The sequence below is a fragment of the Campylobacter bilis genome (assembly GCF_016806695.1).
In the GTDB taxonomy this organism is placed as follows: Bacteria; Campylobacterota; Campylobacteria; order Campylobacterales; family Campylobacteraceae; genus Campylobacter_D; species Campylobacter_D bilis.
The window spans coordinates 64,337-78,819 of the sequence record NZ_WUED01000006.1 but is presented as its reverse complement, the minus strand read 5'-3'; the positions used below and the strand labels follow the sequence as shown (position 1 = coordinate 78,819).

The window sequence follows — 14,483 nt, the reverse complement described above, 5'->3', positions numbered from 1 at the left end:
AAGCCTTTTAGATTTTATAAATAAGACTGATTGGCACACTTTTGCCTAAAAATTCTCCACTAAATCCTTAAAAACCAAACAAAGTTTTTCAAATTCTTGCACACTTACTCTTTCATCAATAGCATGAATTGTATCATTGCAAACACCAAATTCTACTACTCTTACTCCATATTTTGCAAAATATCTTGCATCACTAGTACCACCTTTGGTATTAAGATGAGGAATTTCTTGAGTGATTTTTTCCACGCTTTGTTTAAGTTTTTGCACGATTTTATTATCTATAGAGGTTAAAAAAGGCTCGCTTGATTGCCTTAAATCAAGCTCATACCTAAGTCCATAACAAATCTTTTCCACATAGTTTTTAACATCTTCTAAACTCGTATCAGGGGAATTACGCACATTAAACATCAAACTTAAATCATTTGGGGTTACATTGCTAACTTGCATACCTGCATGTATATCGGTTATAACTATTTTTGAAGGATCAAATTGAGTACTACCAGGATCTAAATCAAAGCCCGCTAAAAGCCTTAAAACAGGTGCAAAATCATGCACAGGATTGATGCATTTTTCAGGATAAGCTGCATGTCCTTGTTTTCCGCGTATTAAAAGCTTACCATTAATAGATCCTCGACGCCCTATTTTAATGTTATCACCTATTTTTCTAACACAAGTTGGCTCTGCAACTACTGCATAATCGGGCAAAATATTTCTTTCTTTCATCCATTCTAAAACAATCTTAGTCCCGTATAAAGCTTCCCCTTCTTCATCGCTAGTTAAAATAAGACTAAGCCTTGATCCTTTAAAATCAGCATTTTTTACCGCATGCACAAAGGCCGCCACTCCACTTTTCATATCTTGTGCGCCTCTTGCATAGATAAAACCCTCTTTTTCCAAAGGCTTAAAAGGATCACTTTTCCATCCTTGACCTGTAGGTACTACATCCACATGCCCACCAAAAGCCAAATGATCTCCCTCATCTTTAAATTTCTTAGTAAGTAAGAGATTTTTAATTCCTTGTTCTTCTATAAAAAAAGCTTCAAAATCATTAAGCTCCATAGCTATAAAATTTAAAGCTCCATCATCATTTGGCGTAATGGATTTAAATTTTAAAAGTTCTATTAAAAATTCTTTTGCATTCATTTTTCATCCTATGAAAATTTTATATAATAAACTAAAAGCAAAATATTCTATAATTATAGCTGAAAATATATTGATTATAAATATAACCTTTACGCTAAAAAAACTACTATATCTTGCCACTACAAAAGCTAAAACGCTAATCCAAAAAAGAATAGCCACAACAAGCCCTAAGCTCATACAATAAGCATGATCATTATTTAAAACCACACTAGCAGTGCTAAGCCAAAAACCTATCACAAAAGGATTAGAACCGTTTAAAACAATTCCTTTAATATAGCTTTTAAAAAGCTTTTCTTGAAATTCTTTAGCTTGCACATTTAAAGTCTCATTTTTCTTTTTTAACATCAAATAAGCCATATAAGTTAAAAAACAAAAACCAAAAATTGCCAAAAAACGAGTGAAAAAAACATTATCTAAGAGTTTTAAAAGCCCAAATTGTGCTAAAAACAAATAACACATATCTATACTAAAGGCCCCAAGACCTACAGCAATAGAATTTTTAAAAGCTTTTAAAGCATAAGTTAAAATCAAAATATTAACAGGACCAAAAGGAATACTCACCCCAAAACCCAAAAACAAACCATTTAAAAAAGAATCAAACATTGCTATCTTCCACTGATTTTACATCTAGTGCTATTTCTTTACAACACTGATGATATTTTTACGAATTTTATCACAATAAATATCTTTTTATCATTATCTTTTTTAAAAATATTTTTATTTTTTTATCAATAAACTTGATAAACACACAAAGCCTGTTTTACTCATAATTTTACTATCTTAGCACCAAAACCACCTTGATTTATAGGTGCATCAGCAAAGCTTTTCACACTTTTATGTGCTTTTAAAAATTCTCTTACAGCAAAGGCAAGCTTTCCTGTACCCATACCATGATATACTAAGACCTCATCAAAGCCAGCTATTAAAGCATCTGATAAAAATTTATCAAGTCTTAAAATAGCCTCATCGCTTCTAAGCCCATGTAAATCTAAACTCACACTAAGATTATTTGGCTTAATGATGCTAATACTTGTTTTTGATTCTAATTTGATTGCAGCACTGCTTTTTTTAAGCAATTTTAAAGGTACTCGAAGTTTTAATCCATCGCTTTCAAGCGTAGCATCATTTTTTGAAATGGCTATGATTTGACCTTTGATTTTTTCGTATTTTACAAAATCCCCTATTCTTAATTCTTCATTGTGCTGCATACTTGGTAAAACAATACTACGTTTTAACTCATTAGCTTTATTTAAGCTTCTTTGTTTTTCTTTGGTATCTATAAGTTGGATGGTTTTTCTAGCTTCTTGGATGGCCTTGTGAAATTCAAGCTCTAATTTGCTTAAATTGATACGAAATTCTTGTTCGTTTTTTTCTTTTTGTTCTTTTAAAGCAAACAAAAGCTCATCAACTTTTTGCTCTTTTTTCTCTACACTTTGAAGCTTTGCTTTTAATTCTAACTCAAGGTTGATATTTTTACCCACAAGATCTTCTAAATTCTCCTTATCTTCGCCATAAAGTTTTTTAGCCTCTTGAACTAAATTGTATGGAATTTGATAACGCAAAGCTGTTTCAAAGGCATAAGACTTGCCTATAATACCTTCTAAAAACTCATATTTTGGACGCGAATTTTCTTCATCATATAAAGCAGCGATTAATTCTACTTCTTTATTTTTAGCTAAAAGCATAGCAAGACGCTTATGATGGGTAGTAATGACAATTTTAAGCCCTTTATCTAAAAGTTTTAAGATCAAAACACTATATAAGCAAGCTGCCTCTTCAAAATCTGTCCCAAGCTCTATTTCATCAATACCTAAAAATAAATCTTTTTTAGAAAAAAATTTAGAAAAATGTAACATCCTACCCGCAAAAGTCGAAATATCATTTTTAACATTTTGAGGATCTTCTATAATGGCTTGAATTTCCTTAAAAGTACCTATTTTGCTTTTATTAGCATTAATGCACATAGGTAAAAGATGCTTAGCTAAAAATGCCGCACTTAGTATGGATTTTAAAAGCATGGATTTTCCACCAGCATTTACACCTGTGATGATTAAAACTTGTTTTTTAAATTCCACACTCACACTTTTTGGATTCTTTAAAGCAGGATGTGCAAAATCTCTAAGTACTAAATCCCTACTTTGATCACACAAAACAAATTCTAAATCTCTTTTTTTAGCCAATAAAACCCTAGCACTATAGTGATCAAAAAGATCAAAAGCATTATTAATAAATTTCAAAAACAATAAATTTTTTGTTAAAAATGCAGAAAAATTTTTAGCATACTCATAATAAATTTCTTCTTTTTGATTTTTAATCTTTTCTATATCATTTTGTAAATTTTCAATGCTTAAAGGAAGGATATAAAAACCACCCCCTTGGCTTCTGCCTACGATATTTGCCTTTATAACATGATGAAATCCACCCCTTACAAGCAAGGCTTGGACATCATTTATAAGATGAATTTGTGTATCTATAAGATAAGGCATTAAAGCCTTATTAAAGCAAAATTTTTTAAACTCCCCTAAAATATTTTCTTTTTTAATTTTTAAAGCAAGATTAAGATTTATTAATCTTTGATCTAAACTTTCTTCTAACTCGCCTTTTTCATCGAAATTTAAACTAAATTCTAAAATTTCGCGACTTAATTCTATCTTTTCTAACCAAGCATTTAAATGCGATCCTAAATTTAATTTTTTAAGCTTTTGAAAATAACGAAAAATTTTTACAAATTCAAAAATCTCATCTAAATGCAAAATTCCTTGCTTACTTAAATGCACTAAAGCTTTATCAAGATTGCTAAGCTCAGGTAAAGCAGGAAAATCAAGCTTACAAAGCTCATCAATCCGTTTAAAATGCAAATTAGAATCGCCTTGTAAAAATATGTCTTTTTCTCTTGCAAATAAGGCTTTGAAATCTTTTAAATAATCATTTAAATCAAGTTTTAAAATCAATTCTTCTTTTGATTCATTCATTTTAACCTACAATCTTTAATATCTATGATTAAAGAATTAAAACTTTGATTATTGTCTTTTGAAACAAAGCTTCCTGTGCCAAATTCATAATTAAAATAAAGCTTAGAAATATTTAAATCATTACACAAAATATTTTTATTTTGATTAAAAGCAACAATAATAGCACTTCTTAAATGACTTTTTTGTGTATTTTTAATTTCAAAAAAAAATGCTATAACAATAAAAGTTCCCAGCAAAATACCAAACAAAGGCATGGTTTTCTTTCCTAGTTTCTCACGTAAAGCAAAAGTAAATAAAAACAAAAATAAACAAATTACAACATAAATTACAATCTTACTCATTCTTCTGCCTTAATTTATTACTAATATCTCCAGCACCAAAACCTATAATCAAACCTTCTTTAAAAACCTGTCCTTCAAAAGCTTTCAAAAACATACCTTCTCTTTTAATATCTTGGACGAACAAGGCCTTAGGAAAAACTGATCTTAAATCAAGCTCTATAGCTTGTTCTCCAGCAGCATAAACAGGCAAGATTACAAGCTCATCAACAAATTCAAAAGTCTTTGCAAATTCATTTAAATTAGCCGCTAAACGCGTATAACGGTGCGGTTGAAAAATGGCAGTAAGTTTTTTATATCCGGCCAATTTTGCATATTCTTTTGCAGCAATTAAAGTGGCTTTAATTTCAGTTGGATGATGACCATAATCATCAATTAAAGCCCAATTTTCATCTGCATGCAAAATATCAAAACGCTTTTTAATACCTTGATAATTTTTAAGTCTTGCTTTTATAGTTTTTACATCTAAAAAATTCAAAGCCGCTAAAATCGCTAAAGAAGCATCTAAAGCCAAATGATAACCCATGCCAAAAACTGTAAATTGACCCAAATCTTTTAATTCAAAACTCGTAAAAGGTTTGAAATTCTCTATACGCATAGTACAGTTTTTAATATCTTTACTAGGATAAAGCTTAATAGAATCTTTTTGATAGTTTTTTAAAAAGTCATCCTCAGCATTAATCACACGTATTTTAGCTATATCCAAAAAACTTTCATAAGCATTATGAAGCCTTGAAACTTCATTATCATAATGCTCTAAATGCTCTGCTTCTGCATTGGTAACTATAGCCAAATAAGGATTGGAATTTAAAAAAGAACTATCACTTTCATCGGCTTCAAAAATAAGGTTTTTGCTTTCTTTATAGATCATATTTGATCCTAATTCTTTTAAAATCGCACCAATAATCACAGAAGCATCATCAAGCAAAGATACTAAAATACTTGAAGTCGTGCTTTTACCATGTGCTCCAGCGACTGCAAAAACTCTTTTGTCTTTTAAAATAAGTGGCAAAGCCTCTTTGCGTGAAAGACACTTAATGCCCATTTTTTTAGCATATTTAAATTCAGGATTATCTTCTTTAATAGCAGCAGAATAAATCACCAAATCTTTACCCACAACATGCTCTTGAGAATGAGGGATATTAACCTTAATACCTTCTTTTACAAGTTCTTTAGTAATTTTACTTTCTTTAATATCACTTCCACTGGTTTCATAGCCTTTTTCTTTCAAAAATCTTGCCAAAGCAGAGATCCCTATGCCACCTATACCGATAAAATGAATCTTTTTCATCATTGAAACCTTTATAATTTAAAGCTTAAATTCTAGCACTTTTTTGCTAAAAAAAAATATAAATTCTTCCTAAAACACCTTTACTTTAGGCTATTTAGCAAAATTATTAAAATAAAATCTAATAAATTATAAAGCCATTGTTGTTTTGTAAGATTATAAAAACATAATAAATCTAAGAATTAAGATTTATAATTAACCCCATAAAATAAGGCCTTTTAAATCAAAATAAATTTTTATAAAAAACACTAAAAACAAGATTATGATTTTAATTCCAAATTTTTAACTATTTTATCAAAAGCCCAAATTTTTCTTGCTTCATCGCTTTTTTTAGGTTCAATTATAAGCATTTCTTCTTCAAATCCCAATCGGCTTTCTATCTCTCCAAAAGCATTGATAAACATAGTATCACCATAAAAATTCCATTCTTCTTTTGCCTTACCTATGCGGTTTACCCTTAAAATACTTGTAGAGTTTAAAAAAGCCCTTGTTTTTAAAAGCTCTTCCCATCTTTGCTTGCTTTGAAAAGTACAAGCACTAGGCACTATAACTAAATCGATTTTTTTAGACATAATTTGATACCAAAAAACATCAAAATGTATTTCAAAACCAAAAAGCAAAGCGCATTTTAATTTATCATAATTAAAAGTAAAAATTTTTAAATCTTTACTGACTTTATTAGCAAAAAATTTTTCCTCATTCCAATGATCATAAGGCATTAAAATTTGTTGTTCATAAGTTTTAATATTATTAGATGAGACTTTTAAACAAAGCTTTTTGTATCCTTTATCTTCTACACTGACATAAGGTGCAATAATTTCAAGTTCGTATTTTTTAGCCAACTTTATTAAGCTTTCTTTTTTAGTTTCACTTTGTTCTTTGATCATATTTTTTGGCATATGCAAAAGCTCTATAAAAAAGCTATTGATCACATATTCTCCTAAAACCACTAAATTTACCCCATTATCTTTTGACGCCTTAAGATAATAATCAAGCCTTGACTCACTTAAAGCCAAAGTAGGAAATTGCAAAGCTGCTATTTTACTCATCGATTTGTTCCACTTCTAATTTTGCTTTTTCAAGCGCTAATCTTGCTTTTTTAATGCTCTTTAAACCCTCTTTATAAATTTTTATACTTTCATCTAAAGCGAGTTCTTGATTGTTTAATTTCTCTAAAGCTTCATTAGCTTGCTTTAAATTTGCTTCAAAACTCATTGATTATTCACCTTATAATTTGGTGCCTCATGTGTAATAACAACATCATGCACATGGCTTTCTTTTAATCCCGCAGTTGTAATCTCAACAAATTCGGCCTTATCTTGAAAATCTTTAATATCCTTTGCACCCACATAACCCATAGAAGAACGTAAACCACCTAAAAGCTGATGCACGACACTTTTTATATTTCCTACATAAGGAACACGTCCTTCTATGCCTTCAGGGACTAATTTCTCTTGTGCCACTCCTTGTTGAAAATATCTGTCTGAACTTCCTTTTTGCATGGCTCCAAGAGAACCCATACCCCTATAAGCCTTGTATTGTCTGCCTTGATAAGTAAAAAGCTCTCCTGGACTCTCATCCGTTCCTGCAAGTAAAGAACCTATCATGATAGAACTCGCACCCGCTGCTAAAGCCTTTGCAATATCGCCTGAATATTTAATCCCCCCATCAGCAATCACTGGAATATCAAATTTATTTGCCTCTTGAACACACTCATCAATAGCTGAAATTTGAGGAACTCCTACACCTGAAACAATACGGGTTGTACAAATACTTCCTGGCCCAATACCTACTTTAAGTGCATCTACTCCTGCTTCGCAAAGCATTCTTGCAGCTGTAGCTGTGGCAATATTACCCGCAATAAGTTCTAAATCATTATACTTAGCCTTAATAGCCTTTATCGTATCAATAATGCCCTTAGAATGCCCATGTGCTGAATCAAGCACTATAACATCTACACCCGCTTCAACCAAAGCATCAACACGATCTAATTGCCCAACCCCTATAGCCGCACCCACACGAAGTCTTCCAAAACGATCTTTATTAGCATCTGGATATTCTTTGCGTTTTTTTAAATCTTTTATAGTAATAAGACCTTCTAAATGTCCTTGATCATCAATTATAGGAAGTTTTTCTACTTTATTTGTATTAAAAATCTTCTCTGCATCATCTAAAGTACAACCTTTAAGAGCAGTGATTAAAGGCATTTTTGTCATCACATTTTCAACTAAAATTGAATAATCATTTTCAAATCTTAAATCACGATTAGTAAGAATTCCTATAAGCTTTTTATTCTTATCCACTACAGGAACTCCTGAAATTCTATATTCTGCCATGATTTCTAAAGCCTGTGCTATACTTGATTTTGGGTTTATAAAAATAGGATCAATAATCACACCACTTTCACTTTTTTTAACGCGTTTTACCTCCCTTACTTGTGAGGCAATATCCATATTTTTATGAATCACTCCAAGACCTCCAAGTCTTGCCATCATAATAGCAGTTCTATGCTCAGTTACTGTATCCATTGCAGCTGAAATTAAGGGCATATTTAAAGTAATATTTTTAGTTAATCGAGTATGGATTTTTACTTCTTTAGGCAAAACCTCAGAATATCCAGGACGCAATAATACGTCTTCAAAAGTTAAAGCTCGTTTTACAATTTTCATTCTTTATCCTTAATTTTTAATTATTTGCTCTAAACTTAAAGCACCATCTAATAAAGTTTGCTCATCATATGCTTTACAAATAAGTTGGGCTGAAATATTAAGACCATCTTTATCTTTTGCTACAGGCACACTAATAGCACCAAGTCCTGTTAAATTAACAGAAATAGTATAAGCATCCTCTAAATAACCTTGCATAGGACTTTTTTGAGTATCAAATTTAAAAGCAGTTGTAGGAGTTACAGGCATGAAAATAAGATCACAATCTTTTAAAAGCTCTTCATATTTTGCTTTGATAAAAGCTCTAGCTTTTTGTGCCTTAATATAATAAGCATCATAATACCCACTACTTAAAACAAAGGTTCCAAGCAAAATTCTTCTTTTCACCTCTTCTCCAAAACCCTCACTTCGGGTACGAATATACATATCTTTTAAATTAAGAATATTCTCACAACGCCTTCCATAACGCACCCCATCATAACGGCTTAAATTCGTACTTGCTTCAGCCATAGCAATAATATAATATGCTGCAATATCAAATTTAAAATCAAGTAAATTCTGATATATTATTTCATGCCCATGAGTTTTTAGCATAGCTATGGTTTTTAAAAGGGCATTTTTTACCTCAACATCAGCCTCATTAACATAGTTTTCAATCACTGTAATTTTTAGTTTTTTATGCGCATTTAAATGAGGGGCTGTTTTAATAAAATCAAGATTTATACTTGTACTATCCATAGGATCATAACCTGCAATAGCATCATATAAAATCGCTGCATCTTCGACATTTTGCGCTAAAACTCCAATTTGATCCAAACTTGAAGAATAAGAAGCCAAACCATAACGACTTATTCTTCCATAGCTTGGTTTAAACCCTACACAACCACAAAAAGCCGCTGGCTGACGTACAGATCCACCCGTATCTGACCCCAAACTCGCCAAAGCCAGACCCGAAGCCACTGCAGCAGCACTCCCACCGCTTGATCCTCCAGGAACGCGTTCATGATTTAAAGGATTTAAAGTTTTGCCGTAAAAAGAATTTGCTGTTGAATTTCCCATAGCAAACTCATCCATATTACAACGTCCAAAAGGTGCAAAACCATTCGATCTTAAATTACTTATAGCTGTAGCATCATAAGGGGCTATATAATTTTGCAAAATCTTGCTTGCACTAGTAAGCTCCCATCCTTTCACACTAATATTATCTTTTATAGCAACAGGGACCCCATTTCCTGAGGTGCTTAAATCTTTATCTAAAAATTGTTCTATATAAGCACCTAATTTCTTTTCTTTTTTTGCTTTTTTATTGAGTTCTTGTTTTAAATTTTCAAGCTCTTCTTGGGATAATTTTAAAGCTTCTTTTAAACTGATCATTTATTTTCCTTTGTTTTTTTAATCAAAAATACCGCTAAAGCGCTAAAAGCCAAAACACTCACTATAGTAACAATAATAAAACTATTAGGAATAGGATTTTCTAACATTGCATATCCTTTAAAACCTCTTGACATCTTAAACAAGGATCGTTTTCATTTTTACTTTGGAATTTCCAACATCTTGGACATTTACAAAGAGTGGCTTTTGTGATTTTAAATTTCTCATTTTGTACTTCAAATTCAGCTAGAATTTCTTCATTTTCATTGCTGATTTGACTCACCATAAACCAATCTGCTAATTCTTCATGAGGAATTTGAGTCAAAGTACTTTGTAAATTTAATTCTAAAGTCGATTTAATGATTTTATCTTTTTTAAGCTTATCTATTTGTTCAAAAAACTTTTCTCTAGCACTCATTAAAAACGCATCATCTACTCCAAAATCATAATCAAAATCTTCTTCTAAACTCAAATCAAAAACATCTTTTGCTTCGCCTTTAACCACTGCACTAGCATGTTCTAAAGCTTCATCCACGCTATAACTTAAACTCGGCGCTAATAAATTTAAAAGTTCTTTTGCAATTAAGGCCATACTCACCTGGGCTGATTTTCTGCGTTGAGTGTTTTCACTATCACAATAAAGCCTGTCTTTACTAATATCAAGATAAATCCCACTTAAATCTGCACTTAAGAAATTCAAAAGCAAACTAAAACCTTTAGCAAATTCATAGGCAAAAAACGCCTCTTTACTTGCTTGAAAGACTTTCGTTGCACGGGTTAAAATCCACTTATCTATAAAAGAAAATTCTTTTATTTTTAAATCTTTTAAATCATTAGTATTTGCAAGTAAAAATCTTATAGTATTTCTTATTTTTCGGTACTGTTCTCCTACTTGCTTTAAAATATTGTCAGAAATTTTTAAATCACTTGAATAATCGCTTAAAAGTATCCACAATCTTAAAATTTCAACCCCGTAAGTCTTAGCCACATAATCAGGTGCAATAACATTGCCTTTAGACTTTGACATTTTCTGTCCCTTTTCATCTGTGGTAAAACCATGAGTTAAAATGCTTTCATAAGGTGCCATTTTATTAATAGCCACTCCCACAAGCAAAGAACTTTGAAACCAACCTCGATGCTGATCGCTTCCTTCTAAATACATGCTTGCTCTTTTATCTCCAGCATCATAAAGCCCACTGTTTAAAACAGCATTAAAAGTACTACCACTATCAAACCAAACATCTAAAATATCATAAACTTTTTCTAAATTTTCACATTTATATTTTGAATTTTGAGGGATTAAATCTTTGATTTCAAACTCCCACCAAGCATCCGCACCATATTTTTCAAAAATATTTGCCACAAAAGCAAAAAGCTCCTCATCAAAAATCACTTCTTTAGTATTTTTATCTCTAAAAAAAGCTATAGGCGTCCCCCAATCTCTTTGTCTTGAAATACACCAATCAGGACGATTTTCAACCATAGAACCTATTCTTTTAACACCACTTTGTGGATAAAAAGTCGTTTTTAAAAGCTCTTCTTTAGCACATTCTCTTAAACTCCTCCCCTGAAGTTTTGGCTCATCCATTAAAATAAACCATTGTTTAGTCGCTCTATAAATAACAGGTTTATGCGTCCTCCAACAAAATGGATAAGAATGTATAAATTTAGAAGAATGCAAAAGCTGAGGACCCAAAAGTTCTAAAATTCTTTCATTAGCCTTAAAAATATGAAGCCCTATAAACTCATCAAGCAAATGAGAAGGCAAAAGCCCCTTAGTTTTCAAAGTTTGATCATAACAACCCCCATCATCTACAGGCATCAATACTTCAATACCGTATTTTAAACAAACATAATAATCATCCTCACCATGTCCTGGAGCTGTATGCACAAGCCCACTTCCTCCATCCATTAAAACGTGTTCGCCCATAATTAAAATAGACTTTCTTGAATTTAAAGGATTGATTGCTTGAAGCTTTTCAAATTCTTTAGCGGGCAATTCTTTTTGAATTTCACCCTTTGTTAGTCCTTTTTCTACCATATTTTTAAGCAAAGCACTAGCAAAAATTAAACCCTCTTTAGTGATAACGTAATTTTCATTAGGATTTAAAGCTATAGCCTGATTGGCTAATAAAGTCCAAGGAGTCGTTGTCCAAATCACTGCACTTGCATTTAAAACACCAAGTTTTTTACAAGCTGTTTCATCCAAATTAAAAGCTACAAAAATAGAATAATCTTCTTTATCTTGATACTCTACCTCAGCTTCAGCTAAAGCTGATTTTGCAGCCCAACTCCAAAAAACAGGCTTTGAACGCTCACAAAGTAAGCCTTTTTTAGCAAGCTCACACAAAGTACGATAAATAGCTGCTTCAAATTCAAATTCCATTGTCAAATAGGGTCTATCCCAATCTGCAATGATTCCCAAACTTTTAAATTCTTCCTTTTGGATATGTACAAATTCGTTTGCATGCTGTCTGCAAAATTGACGAATTTCTTTTTTACTCAAACTTTTTTTCTTTTCTCTAAGTTTTACTTCTACTTGCTGTTCTATAGGTAAACCATGACAATCCCACCCTGGAGTAAAACGTACATTTTCACCTTTAAAATAATGTGTTTTAATAACAGTTTCTTTTAAAATTTTATTTAAAGCATGCCCTATATGGATATGTCCATTAGCATAGGGAGGTCCATCATGTAAAGTAAAATTTCTCTTAGTGTTTTTACGATTTTCTTTCATTTTTTCATAAGCATAATTTTGATCAAACCATTTTTTAAATCTTTGTGGTTCAAGTTCAGGTAAATTTGCACGCATAGCAAAGGTAGTGCTAGGCAAAAGCAGAGTATTTTTATAATCCATTTTTTCCACCTAAATTTTTAATAATCTTAAATTTTACTCAAATTAGCTTTAATTTCTACTTTGTTTTTAGCTATAATTATAAGAAAAAAGGAAAAATTTTATGAGACATTTGCTTTATCTTATAGGAGATGAGCTTACTATAAATGAAAATTTTAAAAATTATATTTATAGAACCTACGAAGAAAAATTTCAAGAAATCAATGAAATCCGCATACAAAGCAAAACTGATAAAGATTTGCCCTTTTTACTTGAAAATCTCCTCAATCAATACGATTTTATCACTCTTTTTACAAGTCCTTTATACTATGCAACCATAGCTAAAATTCTAGCAACTTTAAACAATGATAATCTTATTTTAAAAGATGAAATTTTAGTTCCTGATAAAGCAGAATTTAGCAAAGACAGCTTTATGTGTAATTTTACAAATTCTAAAATCAATGTCATTAAAACAAACCCAAGTGAAAAACTCCCTCATCTTTTAGGAAATATACAATTAAATTTTGCATATTTTTGTATTTTTGGTATGGATAATGAAAGTGCCCTATTATTGCTTCAAACCCTAGGAAAATCCTATGAAGTGGATATAAAATCTAGCAAACTTTTAGACAATCTTGTTCTAATTAAAGCTACTTGCATCCATTTTGGTAAACTTGATGGGTTTTTAAAAAGCGCAAGAAATCTTTTTGGTCAAAAAATGCTTCTAGGAAAAGATCCTATAAGCTTTATCGTTTCTAAGCTTTTAGAAAAAAAAATAAAAATTTCTTTTGCCGAAACTTGCACAGGGGGATTGTGTGCAAATACTCTTACTCAAATTTCAAAAAGTGATGAAATTTTTGAAGGATCGATTATAAGCTATTGTGATCGCATTAAACATGAATGGCTAGGTATTAATGAAAATTTCTTAGAAAATGAAGGAGAAGCTAGCAAACGTTGTGTTTATTTTATGCTAAAAGGGATTTTTAAAACCGCTAATCCTGATTTTGCACTCGCAATCAATGGGATTATAAACAAAAAGGATCAAAACAGTACCCTTTACATAGGTGCTATGTTTAAAGATGGAACATTTATCCAAGAAAATATTTGCTTACAAGGAGATAAAAAATTCATACAAAAACAAGTTGTTTTAGCGACTTTTTGCTTACTTTTAAAGTTAAAACCTGAAATTTTTGAAATCTGATCATAACTTAATTTAAGTTTTATCACATATAATCAAAATAAAGGAGTTTAATTATGGATTTTAAAGAATTAATTTTAAAGCGCAGAGCTTGTAAACTTTTCAATGATAAAAAAATCACTCAAGAAGATTTGCATTTTATTTTAGAAAGTGGAGTCTTAGCACCAAGCTCTCATGGATTTGAACCTTGGAAATTTATAGTCTTAGAACACAAAGAACACAATCTTAAATTATCTCATTTATGCCATAATCAACAAAATGTAGCAAGCGCAAGCCATAATATCATTTTTTTAGCAAGAAAAGATCTGCAAAAAAATGATGAATTTGTGCAAAAACAAGTACGTCGTTTTACTGGATCAAGTGAAGAAAATTTCCAAAAAACTTTACAAATCTACACTCGTAAAACCAATGCTATGAGTGAAAAAGAACTTTATCATTATGCACAACTTCAATGTTATCTTGCTATGATGCAAATGTCTTTAGCTGCAATAAGCTTAAATATCGATTCTTGTATGATAGGTGGCTTTGAAAAAGATAAAGTTGATGAATTTTTAAAATTAAGCTATCCTTATGAAACAGCTGTTATTTTGTCTTTAGGATATAAAGCACATGAAGCTAAATACCCAACCCAACGCTTAAAATTTAATGAAGTAGTAGAATTTTATAAAGGATGA

General features: G+C 30.9%; 13 protein-coding genes. 2 read left to right on the top strand and 11 right to left on the bottom strand.

What is annotated here, in order from left to right:
* Nucleotides 1–45: 45 nt before the first annotated feature.
* From dapE to ileS, 11 genes are all read right to left on the bottom strand, one after another.
* Complete coding sequence (gene dapE / locus GRQ01_RS04115) at nt 46–1,143, bottom strand: succinyl-diaminopimelate desuccinylase (RefSeq protein WP_158334567.1); 1,098 nt, start codon at nt 1,141–1,143, stop codon at nt 46–48.
* A gap of 3 nt (nt 1,144–1,146) precedes the next feature.
* On the bottom strand, nt 1,147–1,746 hold the full coding sequence (locus GRQ01_RS04110; protein ID WP_158334566.1) for a LysE family transporter: 600 nt from the start codon (nt 1,744–1,746) through the stop codon (nt 1,147–1,149).
* A gap of 161 nt (nt 1,747–1,907) precedes the next feature.
* Nucleotides 1,908–4,115, bottom strand: coding sequence for an endonuclease MutS2 (locus GRQ01_RS04105; protein WP_158334565.1), 2,208 nt, complete (start codon nt 4,113–4,115; stop codon nt 1,908–1,910).
* Entirely contained in the window at nt 4,112–4,456 is a 345-nt protein-coding gene (locus GRQ01_RS04100) for a hypothetical protein (protein WP_158334564.1), read from the bottom strand. The genes GRQ01_RS04105 and GRQ01_RS04100 overlap by 4 nt, the downstream gene beginning before the upstream one ends.
* Nucleotides 4,449–5,747, bottom strand: a complete 1,299-nt coding sequence (gene murC / locus GRQ01_RS04095; RefSeq protein ID WP_158334563.1) for a UDP-N-acetylmuramate--L-alanine ligase — start codon at nt 5,745–5,747, stop codon at nt 4,449–4,451. Before murC ends, GRQ01_RS04100 begins: the two co-directional genes overlap by 8 nt.
* Nucleotides 5,748–6,001: 254 nt before the next feature.
* On the bottom strand, nt 6,002–6,790 hold the full coding sequence (locus GRQ01_RS04090) for a carbon-nitrogen hydrolase family protein (protein WP_158334562.1): 789 nt from the start codon (nt 6,788–6,790) through the stop codon (nt 6,002–6,004).
* Nucleotides 6,783–6,956, bottom strand: a complete 174-nt coding sequence (xseB, locus tag GRQ01_RS04085; RefSeq protein WP_158334561.1) for an exodeoxyribonuclease VII small subunit — start codon at nt 6,954–6,956, stop codon at nt 6,783–6,785. Before xseB ends, GRQ01_RS04090 begins: the two co-directional genes overlap by 8 nt.
* Nucleotides 6,953–8,410 (bottom strand): IMP dehydrogenase, encoded by a 1,458-nt coding sequence (guaB, locus tag GRQ01_RS04080; protein ID WP_158334560.1) that lies wholly within the window; start codon nt 8,408–8,410, stop codon nt 6,953–6,955. The genes xseB and guaB overlap by 4 nt, the downstream gene beginning before the upstream one ends.
* A gap of 9 nt (nt 8,411–8,419) precedes the next feature.
* A complete protein-coding gene (gene gatA, locus GRQ01_RS04075) occupies nt 8,420–9,781 on the bottom strand; it encodes an Asp-tRNA(Asn)/Glu-tRNA(Gln) amidotransferase subunit GatA (protein ID WP_158334559.1) in 1,362 nt (453 codons plus the stop codon).
* Nucleotides 9,778–9,888 (bottom strand): hypothetical protein, encoded by a 111-nt coding sequence (locus GRQ01_RS04070; RefSeq protein WP_158334558.1) that lies wholly within the window; start codon nt 9,886–9,888, stop codon nt 9,778–9,780. The genes gatA and GRQ01_RS04070 overlap by 4 nt, the downstream gene beginning before the upstream one ends.
* A complete protein-coding gene (gene ileS / locus GRQ01_RS04065; RefSeq protein ID WP_158334557.1) occupies nt 9,882–12,635 on the bottom strand; it encodes an isoleucine--tRNA ligase in 2,754 nt (917 codons plus the stop codon). Before ileS ends, GRQ01_RS04070 begins: the two co-directional genes overlap by 7 nt.
* 100 nt (nt 12,636–12,735) lie before the next feature.
* Here ileS and GRQ01_RS04060 point away from each other — a divergent pair, with 100 nt between their 5' ends.
* Nucleotides 12,736–13,812, top strand: a complete 1,077-nt coding sequence (locus GRQ01_RS04060; protein WP_158334556.1) for a CinA family protein — start codon at nt 12,736–12,738, stop codon at nt 13,810–13,812.
* A gap of 53 nt (nt 13,813–13,865) precedes the next feature.
* Complete coding sequence (locus tag GRQ01_RS04055; RefSeq protein ID WP_158334555.1) at nt 13,866–14,483, top strand: NAD(P)H-dependent oxidoreductase; 618 nt, start codon at nt 13,866–13,868, stop codon at nt 14,481–14,483.